Source organism: Dryocola boscaweniae (genome assembly GCF_025215095.1).
Lineage (GTDB): Bacteria > Pseudomonadota > Gammaproteobacteria > Enterobacterales > Enterobacteriaceae > Dryocola > Dryocola boscaweniae.
Genome location: NZ_JALHAP010000081.1, coordinates 209,885 through 234,841, shown reverse-complemented (window position 1 = coordinate 234,841; position 24,957 = coordinate 209,885). Strand labels below are relative to the sequence as shown.

Here is a 24,957-nt window from a genome sequence, read left to right as displayed (position 1 = left end):
GACTTCACGTCGACGCGCCAAACCGTACCATTCACACTACACTCAGACAGTGATCTTATCCACAAGTTCAATGTATGGCTGTGTATAGATTACACACAAAATGTGACAGCACGACGAACACGGCAGGAAATACGTCGAACCGAAGACGGGACTGTATCCCCTGCAAACGGGAACACCGTAAGCCGGGGACAAAGTATATCAAAAAAATTTTATTCTGGGGTAAAGCGACGTAAATGTTGCACGGTGGCGATCCAGGCGGCCGTCCAGCCAATCATTGCGGATACCAGCAGCAACAGCAGACATTCGTCAAAACCTAAACCCGAAATATCGAATTTCGTTCCGAATACCTGCGCCACTTCCGTTACCGCCGAAGACAGCCGCAGCACCAGAATCTCTGAAAGAATGAGCGATAAAAACGCTCCGGTAAAACCTAACAGCGCACCGCCGTACAGGAAGGGCCGCAGGATAAAACCATCCGTTGCGCCAATCAGTTTTTGCACGTTAATGGTGTCGCGGCGGGCAAAAATACTTAGCCGCACGCTGTTACCAATCACCAGGAACACAGCGGCAATCATTAAGATGCCGATCATGGCAGATACCCGACCGACCAGGCCCGTCAACGCCGCAAGCCGCGCAAACCAGCTATCATCCATGCGTACTTCATCCACGCCGTTGATACGCGCCACGCGGTCACGCAAGGTGTTCAGATGGTCTGTGCTCTGGAAATCCAGTTTTGGATTAACCACCGCCACCGCTGGCAGCGGGTTTTCTTCCAGCATATCCAGCGCGCCACCAAAGCCTGACCAGTTACGGAATTCACCCAGAGCTTCATCGCGAGACAGGTAGTTAACTTTATCCACGCCCTCTTCGGCCTGAATAGCGCCCACCACCTGCTGCGCTGCGTTATCATCCAGCGCTTTATCGAGATAAACGGTGATTTGCGGCGAAGGATAATACTGCGTCGCGGCCTGATTCACGTTTTTGTAAACCATGTAGCATACGCTCGGCAGCGTAAGCGAAATAGCGATAACCATTATGGTGAGGAAAGTGGCAAGCGGCTTGCTTTTTAGGTCCTGTACCGCGCCTTCCCAGGCGTAGCGGAACTGTTCGTTCACGCCGCCCTTGAGCGAACGGGCTTTCGATTGAGGCCCTTTACCGCGTTTTTTCACCGAGCGGCCTAAATCCCCTAACTTGTTCAGCTTATTGATTTTATCCAGCTTGTTGCTGAAGCGCTTGATGTGATTGAGCGCATTGCGTTTATTCACCTGCCAGGCCTCCATGCAAATGGCCATCACTTAACGTCAACATACGATAATTACGACGGGAGATAAGACCGAGGTCGTGCGTCGCCATCAGAACCGTAACGCCAACGCGGTTAAACTCTTCGAACAGGCGCAGAATACCTTCCGAAAGGGCATCGTCCAGGTTACCTGTCGGTTCATCCGCCAGCAATACGGCAGGTTTATTAACCACCGCGCGAGCGATGCCCACGCGCTGCTGTTCACCGCCGGAGAGCTGAATCGGGAAGTTCTTCGCTTTGTCCAGCAGGCCGACCTTATCCAGAGCGGCGCTCACGCGGCGGCGAATATCTTCACCGCTGGCCCCGGCAATGATCAGCGGGATCGCCACGTTATCGTAAACCGTTCGGTCCATTAACAGGTGGTGATCCTGAAAGATCATGCCAATCTGGCGTCGCAGGAACGGTACCTCCCGGCTTTTCAGACGGCTGATATCGTGGCCGCTAAAGGAGATTTTCCCGGCGCTTGGCCGTTCAATACCGCAGATAAGCTTGAGCAGGGTACTTTTCCCTGCGCCAGAGTGGCCGGTCAGAAAAGCCATCTCGCCGGGTTGCATATGGAAGGTGACTCCCTGCAACGCTTGTCGTCCACCGAGATAGGCTTTACTGACGTGTTCAAAGCGAATCATTGTTAATCCTCTCGGGCAAAAAGTGCCTCAATAAAATCGTCCGCTTTAAACGGACGTAAGTCCTCAATTCGTTCGCCGACGCCAATGTAGCGAATCGGAATGCCAAACTGATCGGCCACGGAGAAAATCACGCCGCCTTTGGCTGTGCCATCCAGTTTAGTCAGGGTAATGCCCGTAAGCCCCACGGCTTCATGGAACAGTTTCGCCTGGCTTACCGCATTCTGGCCGGTACTGGCGTCGATAGTGAGCATAACCTCATGCGGGGCGTCTTCGTCCAGCTTTTTCATCACGCGCACAATTTTCTTCAACTCTTCCATCAGGTGCGCTTTGTTCTGCAAACGTCCTGCGGTATCGGCCAGCAGCACATCGACGCCTCGCGCTTTCGCCGCCTGAATCGCATCGAAAATAACCGAAGCGGAATCAGCCCCGGTATGCTGAGCGACAACAGGAATATTGTTGCGCTGCCCCCACACCTGGAGCTGCTCGACCGCTGCGGCGCGGAAGGTATCGCCCGCCGCCAGCATGACCGATTTACCTTCCTGCTGGAACTGACGCGCCAGTTTACCGATGGTGGTGGTTTTACCCACGCCGTTTACGCCGACCATCAGGATAACAAACGGCGTTTTGCCTTCAACGTTAAGCGGCTCATCGACTTTCGCCAGGATTTCGCCCATTTCGTCTTTCAGCATGCCGTAAAGCGCTTCGGCATCGCGCAGATCTTTACGGCTCGCGCCTTCAGTAAGGTTGCTGATAATTTTACGCGTGGTTTCAACGCCAACATCGGCAATCAGCAACTGCTCTTCCAGCTCTTCAAACAGATCGTCGTCGATTTTCTTGCCGCGGAACAGACTGATAAATCCGGAACCGAGATTCTGCTTTGTTTTCAGCAAGCTGCGTTTCAGACGAGCGAAGAAACCTTCTTTGGTCGGCCTCTCTTGTTCCTGCTGCGTATCGTCAGGCTGCGCGAGTTCTTCCTGCGCGTGTCCAGCAGCATCGACTTCTGACGGCGCTTCTTCAACGGGCGCGTATTCGACATGCGCGGCAACCACTTCTTCGATTTCAGCAACGGTTTCGTCGACAATATGCTCTTGTTCTGCCTGCCACTCGTCCGCTTCCGGCTCGATTTCCGCGACTTCTTCGGGCAGGGGCAGCTCTTCATGCTCGATAGCAGCCTGCGGCCGGGCAACGGATTCTGGTTCATGCAGAACTTCCGGCTCAACGGCTTCCGATTCGATAACCGGCGCTGGTTCGCTGGTAATTTCCGGCTCGGCCACCGCTTCAGATGCGTCGCTTTCGGCCAGCTTCTCGCTTACTTCTACAACGTCCTGCGCGAAGCCTGCGATTTCCTCAACCGTCGCGGGCTGTTCTGGTTCGACGATTTGCTCAGCATTCTGCTCAACAAGGTCTTCAGCAACCGGTTGTTCTGCTAAATCTTTTTGTTCTGTGTCTTGTTCCGGTTCCTGCTCTTTCTGACCAAAGCCCAACCAGGAAAAAAAGCCGCGTTTTTTCTCTTTCGCCATTTGCGAACGTACTCCTCGCTGTTGATTCATGGCACAGGCCCGGGAATACTTGCCCCGGACACTGAAAATAATCATCGATTGAATATGTTAGTCTATCACTTTCCCACAGCTAGCGGCACTCTGGCGGAATAAGGTTTCCCCGTGTTCTTCGCGCCGCTAGAATAGTCGTCAAAAATCGCATCGCAGTGAGTCTCATGAAGAAACCCCAATCCACAGGCACAGGCCAGATCCGTATTATTGGCGGCCAATGGCGCGGCCGAAAACTCCCCGTTCCCGACAGCCCAGGCCTGCGTCCAACAACCGACCGGGTACGCGAAACTTTGTTCAACTGGCTGGCCCCGACAATGGTGGATGCAAGCGTGCTGGACTGCTTCGCAGGCAGCGGCGCGCTGGGGCTGGAAGCACTGTCTCGTTATGCCGCAAGCGCTACGCTTCTGGAGATGGATCGCCATGTCTCCCAACAGTTGCAGAAAAACCTCGTCACGCTGAAAGCTGAAAATGGCCTCGTCGTAAACACCAATACATTGAATTACCTGGCACAACCAGGCAAACCTCATACCGTTGTGTTTGTCGATCCGCCGTTCCGTAAGGGGCTGCTGGAAGAGACGCTTAAGCTGCTGGAGCAGAACGGCTGGCTGGCCGAAGACGCGCTAATCTACATCGAAAGTGAAGTGGAAAACGGCATGCCGCCGGTGCCCGCAGGCTGGACATTACACCGTGAAAAAGTGGCCGGACAGGTCGCCTATCGCCTCTATCACCGCGAAGCTTAAGGAGAGATACCATGTTGATTAATCTGGGCAGGCTGCTGATGCTGTGCGTGTGGGCCTTTTTGTTACTGAATATTTTCCATCCTTTCCCGCGACCGCTGAATATTTTTGTCAACGTAGCGCTGATTTTTATGGCGATTATGCACGCCATGCAGTTGGCGCTGTTGAAATCAACCCAGCCGAAAGACGGCCCGCCGCTGAGCCGCGTTCAGCAGCTTAAAATCTTCGTCTTCGGAGTCTTTGAACTGCTGGCCTGGCAGAAGAATCTGCGCAAAGGTCAGTGAGCGGATTCAGGGATAAAGCCGATAAAGCGCGTTCCTTTGTACTGTAATGTGCCTTTATCCCCAACGCTCAGATCATGATAAATCGCTGCCGATACGCGCATTTTCATCTCCATTCCGCCCGTCTGTGGGCGGAACCGCACCTCATAACGTATCGAGCTACCGGCAGGCGTAACCTCGCGCTGACGTGAACGCCTGTCATTGGCTGGCGTTTCGCGCTTGGTTGCCACTATCACGCTTTTTTGGCTCAGCGGCGCGGCATCGTTTTCAGCGTTCTGACGGCGCTGCTGCATAAAGCGAAATGACGCGGCCACCACGATTAACACGATGATGGCAATAAAGAAAACAGGCGGCTTACTCATGGATTTATCTCGATTTGTCAGGCGCTTTTAAGAATACCTCCCACGTCCGGGCATTGTCATCCCTCGACTTTGACCACTAGACTGAAGTAAGGAACACAGGCTTAAAATACATTATGTAAATTCCGGCGGGTGACGCTAACGCTTACCCGCCCTAAGCAAAAGGGACACGCCATGCTTTGGTCTTTCATCGCCGTATTCTTTTCCGGATGGCTCTATGTAGATGCTTCCTATCGGGGTCCAGCCTGGCAACGCTGGGTATTTAAGCCGGTCACGCTGTTACTGTTGTTATTGCTGGCCTGGCAGGCGCCGATGTTTGAGGCTACGGGGTATCTGATCCTCGCCGGTTTGCTGGCAACGCTTACGGGCGATGCGCTTATGCTGCTGCCGACACAGCGCATGCTATACGCCATCGGCGCTTTCTTCCTTTCGCATCTACTGTATGCCCTCTATTTCGCCAGCCAGATGACGCTCTCTTTCTTCTGGCCGTTGCCGCTGGCCTTGCTCGTTATCGGGGCGATCCTGGTGGCGATTATCTGGACGCGGCTGGAAATATTCCGTTGGCCAATCATGACTTTTATCGGCATGACGCTTGTGATGGTGTGGCTGGCAGGCGAGCTGTATTTCTTCCGCCCGACAAGCAACAGCCTCTCGGGTTTTGTCGGCGCGACGCTTCTCTTGCTGGGCAATATTGTCTGGTTGATTAGCCACTATCGCCGCCGCTTTACCGGCGACAGCGCCATTGCCGCCGCCTGCTATTTTGCCGGACACTTTATGATTGTCCGCGCGCTGTACATCTAAGCCGCATATTCCCTCTTGACTCTGGAGTAAGCTCCAGAGTGTAACATCGGTAATGAGAATATTATCATTACCCAGGAGGGCGTATGCTCAACGCTAAAAAACCCCCGCAGTTTGCCAGGGCAAAGTTAAGCCCGTTGCCAGCCGAAGCGCCTTCCTGCTGCAATGACGAGCAATGTTCTGCCGTGCCCCAGCCCGAGGTTGTCCTGGAGAAAGGCGAGCGCTATAGCTGGCAGGTCTCAGGCATGGACTGCGCAGCCTGTGCACGCAAAGTCGAAAACGCAGTAAAACAAATCCCTGACATACAACACGTGCAGGTCCTGTTTGCGACAGAAAAACTGCTTGTTACCGCGCCACGGGATATTCGTCAGGAAGTCGAGAAAGCAGTAAAAGCCGCCGGATATAGCCTGCGCGACAGCGCCGCGCCGGCAGTTATTTCCAGTTCTGGCTGGCGTGAAAACTTACCGCTTATCACTCTGGCCATCATGATGGCGGTAAGCTGGGGGCTGGAACAATTCAACCATCCGTTTGGCAACATGGCGTTTATTGCCACCACGCTGGTCGGCCTGTGGCCCATTGCTCATCAGGCCGTGCACCTGATTCGCAGCGGTAACTGGTTCGCCATCGAAACGCTGATGAGCGTCGCCGCGGCTGGCGCGCTTTTTATCGGCGCAACGGCCGAAGCAGCCATGGTGCTGCTGCTGTTCCTTGTTGGCGAACGTCTTGAATCCTATGCTGCAAGCCGCGCCAGACGCGGGGTAAGTGCTCTGATGGCGCTCAAGCCCGAAGTCGCAACACGCATTCGCAACGGCGAAAGAGAAAACGTCGCGCTGGGCGATCTTCGTCCCGGCGATGTGATTGAAGTCTCTGCTGGCGGCCGCTTACCGGCGGATGGTCGCCTGCTCAGCGAAAGCGCCAGCTTCGATGAAAGCGCTTTAACCGGCGAATCGGTGCCGGTGGAGCGTAGCCAAAACGAGAAAGTCCCGGCGGGCAGCACCAGCGTTGACAGGCTTGTTCAACTCGAAGTGATCTCCGAGCCGGGCGACAGCGCTATAGATCGCATTCTGCGTTTAATCGAAGAAGCGGACGAACGCCGCGCGCCTATCGAACGCTTTATCGACCGCTTCAGCCGTATCTATACGCCGATTATTATGGCGATAGCGCTGCTTGCCGCCGTTATTCCACCTCTGTTGTTCGGGCAAAGCTGGAGCGAATGGATTTATAAAGGGCTGGCGCTGCTGCTGATTGGCTGCCCGTGCGCGCTGGTGATTTCGACTCCGGCCGCAATAACCTCAGGCCTCGCCGCCGCCGCTCGTCACGGCGCATTGATCAAAGGCGGCGCGGCGCTGGAACGCCTTGGCCGGGTCCAACAGATAGCCTTCGATAAAACCGGCACGCTGACGGCAGGAAAGCCGCAGGTTACCGCAATTGAAGCGGCTGATTCACTGAACGAGAATGCTCTGCTGGAGTTGGCTGCCGCCGTCGAACAGGGCTCGTCGCACCCGCTTGCTCAGGCCATCGTGCATGAAGCGCAACTGCGGAAGCTTACTCTGACCACAACCGAATCGCATCGTGCGCTGGCCGGCATTGGCGTAGAAGCAACAATCAATGGCGAAACGCTGTTGCTTAGCTCGCCAGGCAAACTTCCCGCAGCCGTGCTGAATGAAAGCTGGCAACAGCGCATCACCCATCTGGAAGCGAAAGGCCAGACGGTCATTGTCATTGTCGGGCACGGTAAGCTGCTGGGTATTATCGCCATGCGCGATACGCTGCGCAGCGATGCTAAAGAAGCGATTACGGCCCTGAAAAATATCGGCGTGCAGGGCGTGATGCTGACGGGCGATAACCCTCGTGCTGCCGCCGCCATCGCTGATGAATTAGGCATACATTATCGCGCCAGTCTGCTGCCGGCCGACAAAGTTAAGGCCGTGAACGCATTGAACGCGCAGCAACCGCTGGCGATGGTTGGCGACGGCATCAACGATGCCCCGGCAATGAAAGCTGCGACCATCGGCATTGCCATGGGCAGCGGGACCGACGTTGCGCTGGAAACCGCCGATGCGGCGCTGACGCACAATCGCCTGACGGAACTTGCGAGCATGATTGGCCTGGCACGAGCAACGCACAGTAATATTCGTCAGAACATCACGATAGCGCTGGGGTTAAAAGGGATATTCCTGATCACAACGCTGATGGGGCTGACCGGCCTGTGGCTGGCTGTGCTCGCCGATTCGGGAGCTACAGCTCTGGTTACGGCGAATGCGCTGAGGCTACTGCGGAAAAAATAACAGCTGGATGACGCTGAACCTTCCGGCCCCAACTTGACGGTTTTTTTTGTCGGATGACGCTTCGCTTATCCGACCTACGACAAAGAGAGTTAACCTCGTTAAGTAGGGCGGATAAGCGAAGCGTCATCCGCCGGGTTTAGTTCATCCCCAGAGCATGCGGTAGCCACAAAGAAACCCACGGGATGTAGGTCACCATCGCCAGCACCACCAGCAACATGAAGTAGAACGGCAGCATGGCCCGCACCACCACCTCTATTTTTTGTTTGCTGACCGCGCTTGCGACAAACAGCACCGAGCCAACCGGCGGGGTGATCAGGCCGATACCCAGGTTCACCATCATGATCATCCCGAAATGCACCGGATCGATGCCCAGCGAGTTGGTCACCGGCAGCAGCACCGGAGTCAGGATCAAAATGATCGGCGCCATGTCCATCAGCGTGCCGATCAGCAGCAGCATGACGTTCAGGTACATCAGGATCACGTACTTGTTATCGGACAGCGACGTGAAGAACTCGGTGATACGCGCCGGGAGCTGCATATAGGTCATCACCGCGCCAAAAGCCGCCGCAAAGCCAATCAAAATCATCACGATAGAGACGGTTTTCACGGTGCGGAACATCAGCTTCGGCAATTCGTTCCATTTATAATCGCGGTAGATAAACATAGTGACGAAGAACGCCCAGACGCAGGCCACCGCTGCAGATTCCGTGGCGGTGAATACGCCGGTCAGAATACCGCCAAGGATGATGACCACTGTCATCAAGCCCCATAAAGCATCAAAGAATATTTTCAGGGCCTGCTTAAAGGGAATACGCTCGCCTTTCGGGTAGCCGCGTTTATGAGCGAATCCCAGGCACATTGCCATCAAACAAAAGCTCAGCAGCAGCCCCGGCAGCACGCCGGCGATAAACAGCGTGGCGATAGAAACCGTACCCCCTGCCGCCAGCGAATAAATCACCGAGTTATGGCTTGGCGGGATCAAAATCGCCTGTACCGATCCGCTTGCGGTGACCGCCGCCGCGTATTCGCGCGGATAACCTTTTTTCTCCATTTCCGGGATCATTACGCTGCCGATCGACGCAGTATCCGCCACCGACGATCCTGAAATCGCGCCGAAGAAAGTAGAGGCAACGATATTCACAAGCGACAGGCCGCCGCGAATAAATCCCACAAAAATATAGGCAAAATTCACCAGACGGCGCGCAATGCCGCCTTCCGCCATGATTGCGCCAGCCAGAATAAAGAACGGGATCGCAAGCAGCGTGAATTTGTTCACCCCGCTGGTGATTTGAATCATGATTGCTTCGAGCGGCAAATCAATCCACAGCGCCCCGACCATAGCGCTGAGGCCTACGGCAAAAGCGACGGGCATCCCGACCGCCAGCAGCACGCCGAGCGTGGCTAATAAGATAAATGCGTCCATGTTGGAGTCCCCAGGCTTTAACCGTGATTACCAAGCAGCACCACCGGACGGTTCTCCTGAGAACCAAACAGCAATCGCTCAATAACAAACAAAATCAGCAACACCGCGCCAATCGGCAACGGCAGGTAGGTTTGCCCCGACGTCAGTACAGGAAACTCCGCCACAGGCTGCTGCCATAAATCCGCACACAGAAAGTAGCTGTAGTAAAACATTACGAATGAAATCAGCAGCATCAGCAGATCGACAACGCGTGCGCAGAGCGTTTGCAGCGCCTGCGGCAGACGGTCCGTCAGCATATTTACCGCGATGTGGGAACCGGCGCGATAGCTCACCGCCGCGCCGATAAACGTAAATGTCACCATGCAGATTATTGCCACCGGCTCCGGCCAGGATTCCCCACGGTTGAGCACATACCGCGAGAAAATCCCGATCGGAATAATGACGGTCATGATAAGCAAAGAGAAACCGGCGACGATCATCGCCGCCAGGTAAACTTTATCCATCCAGTTTGAGTAGCTTTGGGACATATGCCCTCCACGAAATCGTTAGCCGCAGGGTTTACTGGACGTCAGCGATGGCTTTCATCAGACTCTGATGCTTCTCGCCGTATTCTTTGCGAACCGGCTCGGTCGCTTTCACAAACCAGGCCTTGTCGATTTCGTGGAATTGCACGCCCCCTGCCTTCATTTTTTCCAGCGCCTGTTTGTTATAAGCGTTCCATAGCTCTCGCTGTTCCATCTGCGCTTCGCGGGCAAGTTTGAGGATTTTTTGCTGGTCGTCAGCGCTCAGCTTGTCCCATTTTACTTTGGAGTAAAGCAGCATTTCCGGCGTGATAAAGTGGCCGCTCAGGGTGTAGTTTTTAGCGACCGGCATGTAGTTGTGGGCGATAAACGTTGGCGGATTGTTTTCCGCGCCGTCGATAACCCCGGTTTGCATGCCGCTGTACACTTCGCTCACGCCCATCGCCACGGAGTTAGCCCCCATGTCTTTAAGCGTAGCAAGCGCGACCGGGCTGCCCTGCACGCGGATTTTCATGCCGTGTAAATCTTCCGCCTTCACGACCGGGTTTTTGGTAATCAGGTTACGCGTGCCGGAATCCATCCAGCCGAGGAACACCAGGCGGGATTTGGGATTGGAGGTGAGTTTGTCGCCAATTTCTTTACCCAGATCGCCATCGATCACTTTGTGCATATGATCTTCATCGCGGAACACATACGGCAAGGTAAAGACTTCTACATCCGGCAGGATGGCGGCAACCGGCGCCATGGAGACACGAATCATGTCGATCGCCCCCATCTGCGCCTGCTCAATCATCTGTTTTTCATCGCCGAGCACGCCGCTTGGGAAGACTTTAATCTCAAGCTCCCCGTTGGTTTGCTGCTTCAGCTTTTCCCCCATATGTTGCACAGCGACGACGTTGGGATAGCCTTCGGGGTGAACATCGGCGGCTTTAATTACTTGCGCATAACTCGCCTGCGCAAACAGCAGTGACGCGGCAGACAGGCACAGGCCAGCGAAAGCAGGCATAAAGGTCTTCTTCATCGTGTCGCTCCAGCAGATTGAGGTAAGGTAGGTAAGAAGTAAAACAATGTTTTATTTTGTCGATTAGAAATTAGCCTGGATGGAGAAAAGCGGTGGTGAAGCAGTTCACAAAAGCAGCAAAAAATGAAATTGAGGTTCAGAAGAGGTGCAAAGCAGGTTCAGAAGCCCTGTGCGGGGCACACAGGGATATGTAGGCTACTGGCCTTTACGCAGCAGATAGCGATAAGGCAATGATTCTACTTGCAGAGCAATCAGCTCATGTTCCATAAAGCGGCAAAAACCGGGGATGTCACGCGTGGTGGCGGGATCGTCGGCAATCACCAGCAGCGTCTCGCCAGGCTGCATATTACGCACGGTTTTACGCACCATCATTACCGGTTCGGGGCAGCGCAGGCCTAAGGCGTCAAGTGTATGGTCCGGGTTGGCGAATAAATCAGTCATGGCAGTCTCGAATTTTAAAAACCGCGCTAGTTTACGCCCGGTAAATTCTCGTGCAAGGGACGTGAACGATTGCGTTAAAATTAACCGTTGCAAAGCGGGGCTAAAGCAGTATTATCCCCCGGCTTTTAAAAAGCGGTTACTGGGTTCCCTCACCCCATTTATTAAAAAGGCTAAAATATGACGCAGTTCCAAACTCAACGGCGCATGAAAGCGCTGTTCTGGCTATCGCTATTCCATTTGCTGGTGATCACCTCCAGCAATTATCTGGTGCAACTCCCGGTTTCGGTCTTCGGATTCCACACAACCTGGGGTGCATTCAGCTTCCCGTTTATCTTCCTGGCGACCGATCTGACGGTGCGGATTTTTGGCGCTCCGCTCGCGCGGCGCATTATCTTCGCGGTAATGCTCCCTGCGCTGGTGATTTCCTATGCTATTTCGGCCCTGTTTTATATGGGCAGTTGGCAGGGCTTTGAGGCGCTGACTCACTTCAATCTGTTTGTCGCCCGCATTGCCACCGCGAGCTTTATGGCTTACGCGCTGGGGCAGATCCTCGATGTTCACGTGTTTAACCGCCTGCGCCAGAACAAGCGCTGGTGGCTTGCGCCGACGGCCTCGACGCTTTTCGGCAATGTCAGCGATACGCTCTCCTTCTTTTTCATCGCCTTCTGGCGCAGCCCGGACGCGTTTATGGCGCAGCACTGGGTTGAGATAGCCATCGTCGATTACTGCTTTAAGGTATTAATCAGCATCGTTTTCTTCCTGCCAATGTATGGCGTGCTGCTCAATATGTTGCTGAAACGCCTGGCAGACAAATCTGAAATGTCGAGCTTGCAGCCCGGTTGACCGTCCTTGAATTATCTTGTGCTAAGATGCTGAGATTGCCCTCAACGGCTTGTTAACGTAAAGGATGAAGTCATGCGTAACCTGGTTAAATATGTCGGTATCGGCCTGCTGGTGCTCGGTCTTGCCGCCTGCGACAACAACGACACCAAAACGCCAGCCGAAGGGGCTGCAGCAGAAGGGGCTGCAGCAGAAGGCAACGCCAACGCGCAGCCGGTTAGCCTGCTTGACGGCAAGGTGAGTTTCGCACTGCCGCCGGATATGACCGATCAAAGCGGTAAAGTGGGCACGCAAACGAATAATATGCATGTCTATTCCGATGCCACCGGCCAGAAAGCGGTCATCGTGATTGTCGGCGATAACACCACCGATGATTTAGAAGCTCTGGCAAAACGCCTGGAAGACCAGCAGCGCGCGCGCGACCCGCAGCTTCAGGTAGTGACCAACAAATCTATTGAGATTAAAGGCCATAACCTGCAACAGCTCGACACCGTTATCTCTGCAAAAGGCCAGACCGCATACTCATCGGTTATCCTGAGCAAAGTGGATGATAAATTGCTGACCATGCAGATAACGCTGCCTGCGGATAATCAGCAACAGGCGCAAACTGCCGCTGAGAACATCATCAATACCATCACCATCAAATAATTACTCTGATAATGCCGCGGCCTCCGGTTGTTCAGCCGGGGGCCGTTTTTTTAGCAGCCCGGCAAGAAGCAGCGCGATAAATACCAGCACAGCCGCCGCCAGATAAATCACTGGCACACCGGCGTAAGCCATCAACAGGCCGGCAAGCGGTCCGGTTATGCCCAGAGATAAATCCATAAACACGGTATAGGTAGCTAACGCGCTGCCCTGATTTTGCTGCGGCACGACTTTCACCGCCACCACGCCCAACGCCGGGAACACCAGCGAGAAGCCTGCGCCAGTCAGAAAAGTACCGGCTTTCGCCATCCACGGCTCGCCCGCAAAACCCACCAGCAGCAGCCCGATAATCTCCACCACAAAGCAGAGCATCGCTACATTCAATCCACCCAGACGGTTAATGCCGTTTGGGAAAAGTAAGCGAGTACCAACAAACGCGCAGCTAAACAGCGTAAGCGCAAACGCCGCGCCGTCCCAGCCTTTGGCGTCGTAAAAAAGCGTGATAAACGTGGCGATAACGCCAAAACCTGCGGATGCCAGCGCAAGCGCCATACCATAGAGCCAAACGCGGCCAAGCACCGCCCGAAACGGCAACGGCTTTCCTTTACTGGCTTTTACCGCCGGACGAGGAAGCGCAAGCACAATAGCGAGCAGCGCCACGGCCATAATAATTCCCGCCAGAAGCTTCAGCCCGCCCATATGATAAAACAGCACGCCAAGCGGCGCGCCAATCGCCATCGCGCCGTAAGTAACGATCCCGTTCCAGGAAATGACGCGTCCGATATGTAAGGAGCCAACCACCCCAACTCCCCAAAGCGTTGAGCCAGTCCCGGCAAAACTTTGTCCGATCCCCAGAATCACACGCCCAAGGCAGAGCAAAATTAAACTCACCATCGGCCAGCCGCTACCCAGCGCCGCCAGCAAATAGCTGACGCCGCTAAGAAAACAACCGCACAGCCCGAACACGACAATTTTTTTCGGCCCGAGTAAATCTGCATAGCGCCCCGCATGCGGTCGACTTAATAACGTGGCAAAATATTGCAGGCTAATGACTAAACCTGCCCAGAAGGCGCTAAATCCCATAATGTCATGGACATAGCCCGGTAAAACCGCAAGCGGCAGGCCAATGGTCATATAGCTTGCGAAATTAAACATCACAACGGAGACAATCTGCAGATTGAGACGGAAACCGCTTAATGCGGGTTGAGGAGCGAGGTCTGGCATCAGTATTCACTTAAAAAACAGCCGTTCCCCAGTATAAACAGGTCCGGGCCAGGATTTCAGCTACGGACTTTCAGATATCGCCCGTGCGTGAGAAACAAACGAAGCACTACACTATGAAGATCGATAACAGAAAGGAATTCTCCATGCCCTCCCCAGAACCCGATAAAGCCGGGCTACACATTCTTATGAAACTCTCCGCCCTCGTGATCATTCTTGCGGGAATTCATGCGGCGGCGGACATTATCGTGCAGCTTCTGATGGCGCTGTTTTTCGCCATTGTGCTCAACCCGCTCGTCACCTGGTTTATTCGTCGCGGCGTACGCCGCCCGCTGGCCATTTCTATAGTGGTCTTCGCGATGCTGATTATGCTCACGCTGCTGATTGGCGTGCTCGCGGCGTCAATGAATGAGTTTCTGGCTATGCTGCCGAAATACAACAAAATGCTGACGCAGAAGGTGCTGGAGCTTGAAAGGATGATCCCCTTCATGCATCTCAGGCTTTCGCCTGAGCGTATGCTGCAGCGTCTGGACTCCGAAAAAGTTATGTCTTTCGCCACCACGTTAATGACCAGCCTTTCCGGCGCGATGGCGAGCATTTTACTGTTAGTCATGACCGTGGTCTTTATGCTGTTCGAAGTACGCCACGTCCCCTATAAGCTGCGTTTCGCCCTCGCTAATCCGCAAATTCACATTGCCGGCATGCACCGGGCGCTTAAAGGCGTGACTCACTATCTGGCGCTTAAAACGCTTATCAGCCTGTGGACCGGAGCTATTATCTGGGCGGGGCTTGTGCTGCTGGGCGTACAGTTTGCGCTGATGTGGGGGGTATTAGGTTTCCTGCTGAATTATATTCCCAACATCGGCTCGGTGATTTCCGCTATCCCGCCAATGATTCAGGCGTTCTTATTTAACGGCACCTACGAAATGGTTATGGTCGGCGCGCTGTTTCTCGCCGTGCATATGGTGCTGGGAAATATCGTCGAACCGCGCATGATGGGACGCGGGCTTGGGATGTCCACTTTTGTGGTGTTCCTCTCGTTGCTGTTCTGGGGCTGGCTGCTCGGCCCGGTCGGCATGCTGCTTTCCGTACCGCTAACCAGCGTGTGTAAAATTCTCATGGAAACTACCAAAGGCGGCGCCAAACTGGCGATTCTGCTCGGTCCGGGGCGACCCAAAAGCCGGTTGCCGGGTTAGTTTCCCGGCGCTCATCGGCGATATCCTCTTACCCGCAGCCACATCGCCGCAGGAATTAATTTCTCTGCGGCGTATTACTTATTTTCCAGGATCGCTTCTGTAACTATACACCCTTCTACTTTGTATGATTCGTTGAGTAATACACGCTCCAGTAATTTAACCTTACAATAAAGCTCAGTAAAAGTTTCTACTTGTAACTTACACATTGCTGAACGTTTATACATACTGATATACCTATAAGATATATTTATATTCTTCGATATTAATGACGGTTTATGCCCTTGTAACAGATACTGGACTACTTCAATTTCTCTGCTGGTCAAGCGTTGATAAGGGCACAGGGCAACCTTTTCAGAAGGTCTTTCGGTTAGATAATAATTAATGGAATCCTTAATCTCTTTTTCTACCGTGTCACAAGCAGCATCCAGCGAAACAAAATAGAATTTTTCAGCAAAGTAAATATCCTGAAAAAAAGGAATTGTCTGCCGGGCGCAAAACACCATGGCCGGTGAACGGATACGCTGCTTAATGATGTTATTATAAATAGCGAGCACGTTGTTTTTGGGGAAAATAAAAAAGGGGAGAAAGACCTTATCAGAGACCCAGATGCCTTGCTCTGTGTAATCAAAACTCATTTTATCTAATAACGCCATTACTCCCTGACGATAAAAGCAATCCCTCGCAAAAATTTTCATAGCGAATCTCAGAATATCCCAGTCTGAATTGTCAGACCGGCCGGGCCGGTCTGACAACGTAACTTAGAAGTTGTATTTCATCCCAATCATAGCGGCGCTATCGTTATAACCGGTGTCTCCCATTTGCACGCTGACATTGCCCCAAAGATTCAAACGCGGGTTTATTTGTCCTTCCAGCCCAACTTTAACCTCCCCCAGATTTGATGCCCCGCTCTGGCTGACGCGAGCATCATCCAGCCGGGCCGCAAAATCACGAGTGTTGTGCAACCAGCTCAGCTCAATATATGGCTGGAATTCGCGTTGTTTGTTCTTATCGCGCTCATGATGGCTTTTCAGGAAAGTTCTAATGCCCAGTCGGGTCATCACGTTTCCCTGGCCATCATCGCTAACCCGGGTTCCGTTCGCTTCATGGTGATTATCAGCCCTGACGCCCATCCATACCGCCTGTGCCTTTGGCTGAATAAACCATTCGTTTACCGAGCCGCGGCTGCCCAGAAACTGTCCAGCTTTCCAGGTATACCCGCTTTCCAGAGAAGCCGTAATCCCATGAGATTTGTAGCTTTCGGCCGTCAGCATCTCCCCCTTAACCTCGTTGTTAAACCAGCTATACTGCAGCCAGCTATCGAGCCAGGCGCCGGTATGATTTTCCTTATTTGCATACCAGGTGGCATAGCCCCCTATGCTGTAGCCATCAACGGAACCTCGCGAACTATAGCCGCTTAGCCGGTTATGAGAATTGCTGTGATTATTCCCATAACCGGCCATGAAACCGACATGCCAGCGGTCCTGTCCATCCGTGCTCCAGCGCGCAACATCGCCGCCAATCTGGGCTATATAGCGGTTGCTCTGGGTTTTCAACTGCCCGCTGGCGTCACGCCAGACATTGTGCGCGCCAATCTGACGTAACCACAGGCTGGTCACTTCCTTCTGACCCGTTAGCATATTAATAAACTGCGTTTCCCCCAGGCGATCGTGCAGGCTCATCATAAACAGGGTATTCGCCGCCGCCAGGTTAGCCGTGTAGCTTGCAGCTTCCGGACGGACTGCCGGAGGCGCTTTCGGTTGACGGACAGGAACTACATCTGGAGCCGGAGCGGGAACCAGACCTGGGGCCGGGACGGGAACAGGCGCAGGGGCGGGCGTTGGCGCAGGTACAGAATCTGGCGTAGGTTCTGGAGCGGTATCGGAGTTAGCCAGGCTGCTGGTCAGATACCAGCTCTCTCCTTGTTTAATGAGATCGTAATCGTAAGCACCGGCAATAATGCGATCCATTTTGACAAAGCGGCCCAGGGAAGTGCCGCCGACATCAACAATCTTTATTCCCTCAACGGTCTGCGCGCCATGGCCGCCGAGATTATTAATGGAAATGTTAGTGGTTCCTTCCAGCACGTCACCGCCAATAATCACCCTGTTCGCCGGAGAGGAATCGCTCCCCAGCACGCTATTCATCACCAGCGCCCCACCGTTTCCCGCGTAATCTCCCGTCACGGTAAGAGTGTCGAACCTGTTCTGGCTGGAAAAAGCTACCGTGCCGTTATTCGTTAACTGTCCAACAACGGAATTGTTATTTATATTCCAGTGGCTGCTGTCATCAAGCGCCAACGATGTCACGTTGTTTGCCGCACCGTTAAGCACTGAGCCGGAGGTAAGGTTAACCTTTACGATATTGCCCGGATCGCTCACGGAGATATCGCCGTTTAACGAACTGTTTGCGGCATTGAAGGCCACGTCGCTATAAAGGTTATTGGCTGGATCGATCGTATCTTCGTAATGACTGACGGTCATAAGCTGGCCATTTCCACCGCTAAGAGCGGAATCTTTCACCTCCAGCGACAGGGCTGCCGTGCTGACGTTAATCGCCTGAGCCTGTTCGCTTTTGAGCGTTACCTTATCCAGAGATACGCTATTGCCAGTCGCCGCGGTAGAGGAATATCCGTTGACATACAGCCCGCTTGCCTCTTCACCCGCAGTGCTGACAAGACTGTTACTGATATTAAGCGTGCCCGCGCGTCCCCACAGCCCAAAGCTCTCTTTACCCGTGGTTTCTATCTGCACGTTATCTGCGTTAATGCGTGAGCCGGGATAGGCCAGCAGGCCGGGCGCCAGCTCGCCATGTGTCATAATCGTGCTATTAGTCAGCGTACCAGTGCCGCCCAACGCCGTGAACAGACCTGCGCCGCTGGTACCGGAAGTTGTAATCGACAGGCGATCGCCCTGAATCTGATTCTCGGTATACAGGCCATAGGCGTTCTCCCCCTGGGTTTCAAGGATGCTGTTGGCGACGTTTGCCGTTCCTTTTTGCGCATTCACCGCAGTGGAGCGTCTCCCTTGAGTCGTAATAACTGCGTTGTTCAACGTTGCCGAGGACTCTTGTGAGACGATCCATACCGCATCGCTGTATTCGCCTTGAGTGGAGAAACTTCCGCCCTCTACGTCAATTTTTGCATCAGTATTCGCATTTAATGCATAGCTGTAATTGCCCAGGGTAGCCGCCGTTACATTATTCAGCGCCAAATCGCCCGCCATCACCCTGATGGCATCTCCCCCGGCTGTGGCGATAATGCTGTCACTGGCCCGGGCGATTGCCCTGCCCTGCGCCGTGGACCACGTGCCATCCAGATCCAGCCCCAGAGCATTATTTTGCGCAGCGATTTGAATATTATTCAGCATGGCTTCACTATTGTTGGCCAGATAAATACCGCTGCCTGAATTCCCGCTGACGTTAATTTTTAAATCCTGCGCGGTAAATTTAGCATTATCTATCCATACGCCGCCGCCGCGGTTTCCTGAACTGTTAAGCAGCAACCGGGTCGCAGTAAAATCAGCACTATTTTTCGCCTGAATAATAAATGTCCCGTTAGTATCATTTTCAAACGTCATATTATCTAAGGTCCGAACTGTACCATTTGCAATAATAGTGTCGTTATTTGCCGACCAGGCATAAGTACTCATGGCGAAAAATATTGATGATATGGACAGCGTGCCAGCACTCCATTTATTAAAACCATTATTCATAACTAATTCCTTTTAAGTAAATCGTTTACAAACACAGAGTGTTTCGTTCATCGCACCCACATTTAGCGATAAACGAAGCATAGCGGTAGAACTCTGCCCGATTTGCTGCGCCCATTTTCCGACTGGCGTTACGATAATGCGTGCTTATTGTTTTTCGTGAGCGGTTGAGGATTTTTGATATATCTGTACTGTTGTATCCACAGCCAATCAGGATCATCACGTCATTTTCAGTAACCGAAAGTTGAGCATATTTTTTTAAACCAAAATTCCAGAACGCCTCCTCTTTATTAAGAAACAGATGATAATCAGCACTGGCTATTGCCAATATCTTACCGATCTTCATCGAGATATCATTGAGGGTTTGGCTTCTGGACAAAAACGGTACATGAATAGTTAATTTTTCCGTCGCCTTTCGACCTGCTTCATTAGCACTGTGAATACACCTTTTGTTGAAAAGATTAATCGTTACCATGTCATTATGGAAAATAACATTAGCAATATCGCGGTTTTTTTCTTCAGACGGTAGTAAAAAACAAAACTCACCAGGGCGATCGCCGGTAAGCTGATTGAAGATTAAGAAGCTCAATCCCGATATTTGATAATAGTTAGCATCCATTAATAATATGTTTAACATATTTCACACCCATGTATTGCGTTTTTCAATCAATAGCAATTACCTCCAGACGTGACAAAACGCCTGTCAGAAAAGACAAAGGAATAGAAACAACTTACGATAAGCTAAGCCATTCAGAACTTATATATCTTTATTCTTATATAATGCTATCTTAAATTTGTCGCTCCCTGACAGATGTGAATGGATAAGCTAACATAAGGTGTAGGTGAAAAAATCGATCTCCAGTTGAAACAAAACAGAGATCGGGACTAAATTTAAATAAGCACTAAAATATAAGAAGAGATTAAATATTCCCTTGTTCTTATAATCTCGCTTCCTTGTGCTCAACCGGGTTCAGTCTATAACCAATATATAAAACGATCAAATTTATTGAAAAATCAACAAATTGCAAAAGAATAAACCACTTTATTAAATTTAGGTAGCTTTTTACTCCATACACACGGTTAAAAATGGAACAAAATGAAAACAAAAATCAGAATAATCTTAAATGTGTTATATGGAATAAAAAATGCCGCCTTATTTTGGGATAAATAGCCAGGAAAAAAGCCCGGTCAACTATCCCAAATACAGTACACACGCAAACATGGGCATCCCAGCATTTGACTTACAGCAGCGTTAAGTCAACTTTTTCAGACTCAAAGTCGTAACGACCGCTCATACATAAATCGACAGGCCTGGGCTGCCAGTAAATCAGCCCCCGGATCTCAAAAAGAACGATCGCATGCCGTACCTCGCTGTCTCTTTCCTGCAATGAACGCACAAGTAAAGTTTCGGGTATGATGCGCGGTTCAAAACGCAAAATCGCCTCACGAATCGTTTTCTCAATGACGTTCCAGTTACGATGATTTTCCTGAGTGCCGATGAGAGCCGGAACGCCGTAATTGAGCACTGATGCCATGATGAGCTTATGGCGATGCTCTTCCAGAGAGTCCTCAATATTGGTGTGATTGATCAAGTCGGCAATATCTTTTTGCACCAGCCTGCGCATGCCTTTTACATCAACAGGCTTAGCGCGATCGTGCGGGCTTTTCGGCTCATCATCCTGCAAACGTTCCAGTAAATCAGGAAGATATTGCCGTTTTTTCCCCGCTAAATTATCCGAAAACAATGTCGCCCGCTTCCATAACTGAATGCTCGTTCCGGTCAGTAATCAGTACCTTTCGTCCCCTTGCTGGAGAAAAAGTACCAGACAATGACGCCCATTCCGTTTTCATGCCGAGTTTGCTGTCCCGATCGTCCGCCTCGCTGACAGGATAACGCGCCGGTATATAGCCATGATAAATCTCGTCGCCTGCTTTAGCGGTGGCAGGAACCCACAAGAGATCCAAAAGATCTTCCGGCTTAGAAACCGTTAGCTGCTGTAAGTCAGAAAAGGGCAGCCAGCGATAGCCACCGGCACAGATAAATTCGCAAACGGGCCCCAGACGGCCATCGCTGTCAGCAATCCATGAAAATTCTCCCAGCGTATCGCTTCGCCCCGGGCTTTCCTGCGCCAGTTCAAACGCTTCAAGGCGGGACTTTTCCGCCTCTTCGATTTTTCCCTCGTAGTGCAGAACGTTTGCCAGATGTAAGGACTTCATCCACGGCGGTGTTTCACCCTGTAAAGTCGCCGCCTGACGCTCGCCAGCCAGCACCTGAGCGCGCTGTATTTCGCTGAATACGAGGTTTTTGTACAGCTCCGTGCGCTTTTTTAACCCCTCATCTAACATCGCCAGAGTCTCAAGCTGGAGAAGCGCTTTATCCCACTGGCCTTCAACGCAATATAATTTAAACAGTACTTCTCTTGCTTTCAGACTCTGCGGGTGCGCTTTAACCTGCCCCTGTACCTGTTCGAAGATTTCATCCAGCGATGCTGTTTTCAGCATCTGGTTAAGGGAAGTAAAATCCTGCATGATTCCTGCTCCTTCGGTTAATAATAAGAATCCAGTCCCACTTTATAAAAGTCCTGAAACACCAGTTCAGGGACTTTATATTTACCTTTCGCAACGATATGTTCAGGTGAAAGCGTTTTGAGAATGTCTATTTTTTCCTCTTCGGCGAAGAGATCGTCCGGAAGTTCGCCCGTCTCCAGCTCTGCCCATACTTTCTCCATGAGGAAAGTCCGATCGACAATGCATTCGGATAAAGTTTTATCTTTAATTTGCTCTCTGATGCGATCAAAACGACAATCTTTTTTGATGATGTGATTTTCCTGGTGGTTCATTCTCTGGTAATGCCCGCCATCCAGCTCTTGCCAGATTAAAAAACGCTTATATTCCACTTCCAGCGTTTTTAAAATATCGTCGCTTTTATCCTGCGCCAGCACCACTTCGTTAAAATAATGCAGGTCGTTAATATAACTTCCGCCATTGGGGAGAATATCCTCAACCTCAGGAAGCTTGTTTGCTTTGTCCCACGAGCCGTCAGGATAGATAAGATGATAGAACGCTTGTTCAGCGAGTTCGCCCGCGCCACTACTGCTTATCACCAGCTTAAAGTGGCCTGCCTGAATGTTATTTTCATGACGTAAAGGATGTACGCTACCGTACTGCAGTTCGACCCCCTCCAGGCGGCATACGTGACTGGCGCATAAATTCTGCATTACGGGCCTGGCCATATGCCAGTAAAATGCCACGACATCATGCCCAGAGGTGCTGTCGTAGGGTCCGAAGACCCCACTAATAACATCCAAAACGGCAGCATTATCTGCAGTCAAACCGCTGGCAAGCGCAACCGGCTGGCGAGATACGGGCCATTCAAAATGAATGTTCACTTTATGAACCTATATAAACATCACATGAACCCATAGCTACAACCGCACCACAGCCGGTTACATCACCGAGTCGAGCCGCAGGAAATCCGTTGATAAAGACCGAGCAAGAACCTGTCGCTATGGGTGCCGCACCATGCCCCAGAGCGCAGGGAGCAATACTCGCAGCGGCCATTGCCGCGGGTAGGCCATTGATAAATACGTCGCCAGATCCGGTGCATATCGCACCGCCGTGCGTGGTGATATCACCGACTCGTCCTGCGTTTTGCATTGTTTTTCTCCTTTACATAGCCCTTAGAAAAATTGATGGCCCGGCGCTTATTTCAGCGATGAGCTGACTTCATCGCCGGGTTATTTGCTTTTACGGTTCTGGGTTTGCACTTCCCGTTGGGGTTTCCGTTGGCGTCTCCGTTGGCGTCTCCGTTGGCGTCACCGTTGGCGTCTCCGTCGGCGTCACCGTTGGTGTCTCCGTCGGCGTCACCGTTGGTGTCTCCGTTGGCGTCACCGTTGGTGTCTCCGTTGGCACTGGCAACGGCGGTAGCGGAATAACCACGCCAAACAGTGTAGAAATTGCAGGCATTCCCGGCAGGCCGATCATTCCACCGCCGCCGCCGCCGCCGCCACAGTTACTGCCGCAATCACCCGGATTAATATTTACCACCCCTCCCTCAATGGTGACCTGGTCGGAGCCGATGATTTTGATTTTCTTGGCCGCTATCACCAGCTCGCCGCCGGCAGTCAGCGTCATCGCGCCTCCGGCCACCATGGTGCTCGCGCCTCCAACGGAAATGGAATGATAACCACCTACGCTGGTCATAAACGCCCCGCCGACATTGATCCCCTTAGCACCGGCAACGTTATCGCTCTGACTCCCCCCTACCTGAATCCCTAAAGCTGCACCAATCATTGCGCTGCTGTTACCGATCACGTCTGACATGTAATTCGCCCCAACAAACAGGTTGCGCGACAGGCCCACGTTAATATCAGAGTTCATACCAATAGTCTGAGTTTCGTTTTCCTTGGTTAAGCGGCTCATACTGCGTTCCGCCTGTTCCCAATACTGTTCAATACCAGGCTTATCTTCGAAACGAATGCCGTTAAAGTTGCTGCGCCCTCCGCCAACGGTGCGGCTGATCAGCCCGCTTTGCGTCGCGTTTACCGGTAGATCCCAGGGAGGCATAGTGACGTTGTTGTACAGACTGCCGGTGATTAACGGCCTGTCTGGATCGCCATTAATAAAGTCCACAATAACTTCGTGACCGATACGCGGAATATAGATCCCGCCAAAGTTATTCCCGGCCCAGGCCTGGCTCACACGCAGCCAGCAAGAATCTGTCTCACGGTTCTGGCCATAACGATCCCAAAGGAAGCGCACTTTCACGCGACCATATTCATCCGTCCAAATCTCTTCGCCCGGCGGCCCCACCACGATAGCGGTCTGCGGCCCGCTGGTTTTTGGCTTCGGTACCGAAAGTGGATGACGGTAGATTTTGGTTGTCGGCTGAACGGTAAAATCACAGCGGTAACGGAATTCATCCTGCCCGGCCAGTTGATCTACCTCTTCAACCAGCAGGTGGCTGCGTATTACCATATATTCACGGTTCACTTTCTCAACGGGATAGTTCACCAGTTCGAAAGCGCAACCGCAGGCAATACCGCGTAATTCGCCTGAGCCTTCACAGCGTGAACCCAGCGCGCCGCGCTCTTCCATGCGTACGCGCGCCAATTGTTCGCCGATGTCCGGCTGTTCGTAATCACCCGGCCAGTGGAAAATCTCCATCTGGTTAAAGCTGGTCTTCCGCGGTTTACTGTCCAGCGCCATGATATCGGCGCGCGATTTAGTAAAGTCATAATCGTTGGTGACCCATTTGCCGGAGGTAATCGTCTCCTGGAAATGGAACTGGCTGATATATTCCTCATCCATCTTCGGACGATCGGAGGCGTAGTGGATAACGTGATAGGCTTCACTGTGGAAAGGCTTATGAGCACCAACGTTATCAACGAGGATTAATTTATGATTTTTCCCGCCGTGTTCGAAAAACCAGTAAATACCCCATTCTTCCATTAGACGTTCAATGAAGCTGAAATCGGTTTCACCGTATTGAACCTGGAAGTCCAGCAGGGGATAACGTCCCGCCAGCCGCTTTTCAAAGGGGAAATTATAATCGCCCAGCACTTCCTCAATAATATCCACCACGCTTTTTTGTTGGAATATTTTGAAGTCGGCGGTAAGTTCCGCCAGATGCAGCCAGGGGCGAATAATAATTTCATACAGCGCCTGGTTAGCATCGCGGCCGATATAACGGGCCCGCTGCACAATACCAGAAATTTCCCTGGCGCCCTGTCCAACCGAATTAATATCCCCTAACCCATTACCATCCAGTTCGATTTCGACAGTCATCTCTTTGCCGATTAAAGATTTTAAATCGACATTTGAGGCAGCCTGCCAGGGAATGTGGGGATTAGCAGGCGTTTTAGCAGTAATCACGTAGGAATACAGCGAAGAGAACGACTCTTCCCCATCCAGCTTTGAGATTACCAACGCCGGCTCTCCAAGTAGAAGCGGCATGGCCGGGCTACTTAATTTAATAGTACGTGACATATAATCACCTGATGC

General features: G+C 52.2%; 24 protein-coding genes. 7 read left to right on the top strand and 17 right to left on the bottom strand.

The annotated features are described in order from the left end of the window. Positions 1–209 precede the first annotated feature (209 nt). From ftsX to ftsY, 3 genes are read right to left on the bottom strand one after another with little or no spacing between them, the layout of a single operon-like run. Entirely contained in the window at positions 210–1,265 is a 1,056-nt protein-coding gene (gene ftsX, locus MUA00_RS16640) for a permease-like cell division protein FtsX (RefSeq protein ID WP_271124137.1), read from the bottom strand. Continuing rightward, positions 1,258–1,926 carry a cell division ATP-binding protein FtsE gene (ftsE, locus tag MUA00_RS16635; RefSeq protein WP_271124136.1) on the bottom strand — a complete coding sequence of 223 codons (669 nt, stop codon included), beginning with the start codon at positions 1,924–1,926 and terminating at the stop codon, positions 1,258–1,260. Before ftsE ends, ftsX begins: the two co-directional genes overlap by 8 nt. Before the next feature lie 2 nt (positions 1,927–1,928). Then, entirely contained in the window at positions 1,929–3,446 is a 1,518-nt protein-coding gene (ftsY, locus tag MUA00_RS16630) for a signal recognition particle-docking protein FtsY (protein ID WP_271124258.1), read from the bottom strand. Positions 3,447–3,640: 194 nt separating this feature from the next. Here ftsY and rsmD point away from each other — a divergent pair, with 194 nt between their 5' ends. Continuing rightward, on the top strand, positions 3,641–4,216 hold the full coding sequence (rsmD, locus tag MUA00_RS16625) for a 16S rRNA (guanine(966)-N(2))-methyltransferase (RefSeq protein WP_271124135.1): 576 nt from the start codon (positions 3,641–3,643) through the stop codon (positions 4,214–4,216). 11 nt (positions 4,217–4,227) lie between these two features. Next, positions 4,228–4,497 (top strand): DUF1145 family protein, encoded by a 270-nt coding sequence (locus MUA00_RS16620; protein WP_167614118.1) that lies wholly within the window; start codon positions 4,228–4,230, stop codon positions 4,495–4,497. On the opposite strand, the gene MUA00_RS16615 is transcribed toward MUA00_RS16620, so the two are convergent. Further along, complete coding sequence (locus MUA00_RS16615) at positions 4,491–4,856, bottom strand: DUF2500 domain-containing protein (protein WP_271124134.1); 366 nt, start codon at positions 4,854–4,856, stop codon at positions 4,491–4,493. The genes MUA00_RS16620 and MUA00_RS16615 overlap by 7 nt on opposite strands. 171 nt (positions 4,857–5,027) lie before the next feature. Here MUA00_RS16615 and MUA00_RS16610 point away from each other — a divergent pair, with 171 nt between their 5' ends. Together MUA00_RS16610 and zntA are read left to right on the top strand one after the other, a co-directional pair. Further along, positions 5,028–5,654 carry a lysoplasmalogenase gene (locus MUA00_RS16610; RefSeq protein WP_271124133.1) on the top strand — a complete coding sequence of 209 codons (627 nt, stop codon included), beginning with the start codon at positions 5,028–5,030 and terminating at the stop codon, positions 5,652–5,654. Between the two features lie 83 nt (positions 5,655–5,737). Further along, complete coding sequence (gene zntA, locus MUA00_RS16605; RefSeq protein WP_271124132.1) at positions 5,738–7,939, top strand: Zn(II)/Cd(II)/Pb(II) translocating P-type ATPase ZntA; 2,202 nt, start codon at positions 5,738–5,740, stop codon at positions 7,937–7,939. A gap of 136 nt (positions 7,940–8,075) precedes the next feature. Here zntA and MUA00_RS16600 read toward each other — a convergent pair whose 3' ends face one another. The 4 genes from MUA00_RS16600 to tusA form a co-directional block, all read right to left on the bottom strand. Next, positions 8,076–9,362: a TRAP transporter large permease gene (locus tag MUA00_RS16600; RefSeq protein WP_271124131.1), complete on the bottom strand. Its 1,287-nt coding sequence runs from the start codon at positions 9,360–9,362 to the stop codon at positions 8,076–8,078. A gap of 17 nt (positions 9,363–9,379) precedes the next feature. Beyond that, positions 9,380–9,889 (bottom strand): TRAP transporter small permease, encoded by a 510-nt coding sequence (locus MUA00_RS16595; RefSeq protein ID WP_271124130.1) that lies wholly within the window; start codon positions 9,887–9,889, stop codon positions 9,380–9,382. A 31-nt stretch (positions 9,890–9,920) separates the two neighbouring features. Beyond that, entirely contained in the window at positions 9,921–10,904 is a 984-nt protein-coding gene (locus tag MUA00_RS16590; RefSeq protein WP_271124129.1) for a TRAP transporter substrate-binding protein, read from the bottom strand. A gap of 195 nt (positions 10,905–11,099) precedes the next feature. After that, positions 11,100–11,345, bottom strand: coding sequence for a sulfurtransferase TusA (gene tusA / locus MUA00_RS16585; RefSeq protein WP_271124128.1), 246 nt, complete (start codon positions 11,343–11,345; stop codon positions 11,100–11,102). A gap of 177 nt (positions 11,346–11,522) precedes the next feature. Here tusA and MUA00_RS16580 point away from each other — a divergent pair, with 177 nt between their 5' ends. Continuing rightward, positions 11,523–12,188 carry a 7-cyano-7-deazaguanine/7-aminomethyl-7-deazaguanine transporter gene (locus MUA00_RS16580; protein ID WP_271124127.1) on the top strand — a complete coding sequence of 222 codons (666 nt, stop codon included), beginning with the start codon at positions 11,523–11,525 and terminating at the stop codon, positions 12,186–12,188. 72 nt (positions 12,189–12,260) lie between these two features. Further along, a complete protein-coding gene (locus MUA00_RS16575) occupies positions 12,261–12,833 on the top strand; it encodes a DcrB family lipoprotein (protein WP_271124126.1) in 573 nt (190 codons plus the stop codon). Here MUA00_RS16575 and MUA00_RS16570 read toward each other — a convergent pair whose 3' ends face one another. Then, positions 12,834–14,054: an MFS transporter gene (locus MUA00_RS16570; RefSeq protein WP_271124125.1), complete on the bottom strand. Its 1,221-nt coding sequence runs from the start codon at positions 14,052–14,054 to the stop codon at positions 12,834–12,836. Between the two features lie 143 nt (positions 14,055–14,197). Here MUA00_RS16570 and MUA00_RS16565 point away from each other — a divergent pair, with 143 nt between their 5' ends. Beyond that, on the top strand, positions 14,198–15,247 hold the full coding sequence (locus MUA00_RS16565) for an AI-2E family transporter (RefSeq protein ID WP_271124124.1): 1,050 nt from the start codon (positions 14,198–14,200) through the stop codon (positions 15,245–15,247). Positions 15,248–15,321: 74 nt separating this feature from the next. Here MUA00_RS16565 and MUA00_RS16560 read toward each other — a convergent pair whose 3' ends face one another. The 8 genes from MUA00_RS16560 to MUA00_RS16525 all read right to left on the bottom strand — a co-directional run bounded on the left by MUA00_RS16560 (position 15,322) and on the right by MUA00_RS16525 (position 24,909). Further along, complete coding sequence (locus MUA00_RS16560) at positions 15,322–15,942, bottom strand: helix-turn-helix transcriptional regulator (RefSeq protein ID WP_271130470.1); 621 nt, start codon at positions 15,940–15,942, stop codon at positions 15,322–15,324. Between the two features lie 63 nt (positions 15,943–16,005). Beyond that, a complete protein-coding gene (locus tag MUA00_RS16555) occupies positions 16,006–18,822 on the bottom strand; it encodes an autotransporter outer membrane beta-barrel domain-containing protein (RefSeq protein ID WP_271124122.1) in 2,817 nt (938 codons plus the stop codon). 160 nt (positions 18,823–18,982) lie between these two features. Next, positions 18,983–19,591: a helix-turn-helix domain-containing protein gene (locus tag MUA00_RS16550; protein ID WP_271124121.1), complete on the bottom strand. Its 609-nt coding sequence runs from the start codon at positions 19,589–19,591 to the stop codon at positions 18,983–18,985. A gap of 604 nt (positions 19,592–20,195) precedes the next feature. Then, complete coding sequence (locus MUA00_RS16545) at positions 20,196–20,699, bottom strand: type VI secretion system baseplate subunit TssE (protein WP_271124120.1); 504 nt, start codon at positions 20,697–20,699, stop codon at positions 20,196–20,198. After that, positions 20,686–21,483: a type VI secretion system accessory protein TagJ gene (locus MUA00_RS16540; RefSeq protein ID WP_271124119.1), complete on the bottom strand. Its 798-nt coding sequence runs from the start codon at positions 21,481–21,483 to the stop codon at positions 20,686–20,688. The genes MUA00_RS16545 and MUA00_RS16540 overlap by 14 nt, the downstream gene beginning before the upstream one ends. A gap of 17 nt (positions 21,484–21,500) precedes the next feature. Continuing rightward, on the bottom strand, positions 21,501–22,343 hold the full coding sequence (locus tag MUA00_RS16535) for a TagK domain-containing protein (protein ID WP_271130469.1): 843 nt from the start codon (positions 22,341–22,343) through the stop codon (positions 21,501–21,503). A gap of 1 nt (position 22,344) precedes the next feature. Further along, a complete protein-coding gene (locus MUA00_RS16530; RefSeq protein ID WP_271124117.1) occupies positions 22,345–22,611 on the bottom strand; it encodes a PAAR domain-containing protein in 267 nt (88 codons plus the stop codon). A gap of 90 nt (positions 22,612–22,701) precedes the next feature. Further along, positions 22,702–24,909 carry a type VI secretion system Vgr family protein gene (locus MUA00_RS16525; protein ID WP_271124257.1) on the bottom strand — a complete coding sequence of 736 codons (2,208 nt, stop codon included), beginning with the start codon at positions 24,907–24,909 and terminating at the stop codon, positions 22,702–22,704. Positions 24,910–24,957 lie beyond the last annotated feature (48 nt).

Excerpts from the sequence above, each read along its gene's own strand:
- MUA00_RS16560 (WP_271130470.1), bottom strand. The coding sequence starts at position 15,942 with ATGAAAATTTTTGCGAGGGATTGCTTTTATCGTCAGGGAGTAATGGCG.
- tusA (WP_271124128.1), bottom strand. The coding sequence starts at position 11,345 with ATGACTGATTTATTCGCCAACCCGGACCATACACTTGACGCCTTAGGC.
- MUA00_RS16615 (WP_271124134.1), bottom strand. The coding sequence starts at position 4,856 with ATGAGTAAGCCGCCTGTTTTCTTTATTGCCATCATCGTGTTAATCGTG.
- MUA00_RS16580 (WP_271124127.1), top strand. The coding sequence starts at position 11,523 with ATGACGCAGTTCCAAACTCAACGGCGCATGAAAGCGCTGTTCTGGCTA.
- zntA (WP_271124132.1), top strand. The coding sequence starts at position 5,738 with ATGCTCAACGCTAAAAAACCCCCGCAGTTTGCCAGGGCAAAGTTAAGC.
- MUA00_RS16575 (WP_271124126.1), top strand. The coding sequence starts at position 12,261 with ATGCGTAACCTGGTTAAATATGTCGGTATCGGCCTGCTGGTGCTCGGT.
- MUA00_RS16610 (WP_271124133.1), top strand. The coding sequence starts at position 5,028 with ATGCTTTGGTCTTTCATCGCCGTATTCTTTTCCGGATGGCTCTATGTA.
- MUA00_RS16595 (WP_271124130.1), bottom strand. The coding sequence starts at position 9,889 with ATGTCCCAAAGCTACTCAAACTGGATGGATAAAGTTTACCTGGCGGCG.
- MUA00_RS16525 (WP_271124257.1), bottom strand. The coding sequence starts at position 24,909 with ATGCCGCTTCTACTTGGAGAGCCGGCGTTGGTAATCTCAAAGCTGGAT.
- MUA00_RS16565 (WP_271124124.1), top strand. The coding sequence starts at position 14,198 with ATGCCCTCCCCAGAACCCGATAAAGCCGGGCTACACATTCTTATGAAA.
- ftsE (WP_271124136.1), bottom strand. The coding sequence starts at position 1,926 with ATGATTCGCTTTGAACACGTCAGTAAAGCCTATCTCGGTGGACGACAA.
- MUA00_RS16620 (WP_167614118.1), top strand. The coding sequence starts at position 4,228 with ATGTTGATTAATCTGGGCAGGCTGCTGATGCTGTGCGTGTGGGCCTTT.
- MUA00_RS16530 (WP_271124117.1), bottom strand. The coding sequence starts at position 22,611 with ATGCAAAACGCAGGACGAGTCGGTGATATCACCACGCACGGCGGTGCG.
- MUA00_RS16555 (WP_271124122.1), bottom strand. The coding sequence starts at position 18,822 with ATGACGTTTGAAAATGATACTAACGGGACATTTATTATTCAGGCGAAA.
- MUA00_RS16570 (WP_271124125.1), bottom strand. The coding sequence starts at position 14,054 with ATGCCAGACCTCGCTCCTCAACCCGCATTAAGCGGTTTCCGTCTCAAT.
- ftsY (WP_271124258.1), bottom strand. The coding sequence starts at position 3,446 with ATGGCGAAAGAGAAAAAACGCGGCTTTTTTTCCTGGTTGGGCTTTGGT.
- MUA00_RS16550 (WP_271124121.1), bottom strand. The coding sequence starts at position 19,591 with ATGTTAAACATATTATTAATGGATGCTAACTATTATCAAATATCGGGA.
- MUA00_RS16540 (WP_271124119.1), bottom strand. The coding sequence starts at position 21,483 with ATGCAGGATTTTACTTCCCTTAACCAGATGCTGAAAACAGCATCGCTG.
- rsmD (WP_271124135.1), top strand. The coding sequence starts at position 3,641 with ATGAAGAAACCCCAATCCACAGGCACAGGCCAGATCCGTATTATTGGC.
- MUA00_RS16590 (WP_271124129.1), bottom strand. The coding sequence starts at position 10,904 with ATGAAGAAGACCTTTATGCCTGCTTTCGCTGGCCTGTGCCTGTCTGCC.
- MUA00_RS16600 (WP_271124131.1), bottom strand. The coding sequence starts at position 9,362 with ATGGACGCATTTATCTTATTAGCCACGCTCGGCGTGCTGCTGGCGGTC.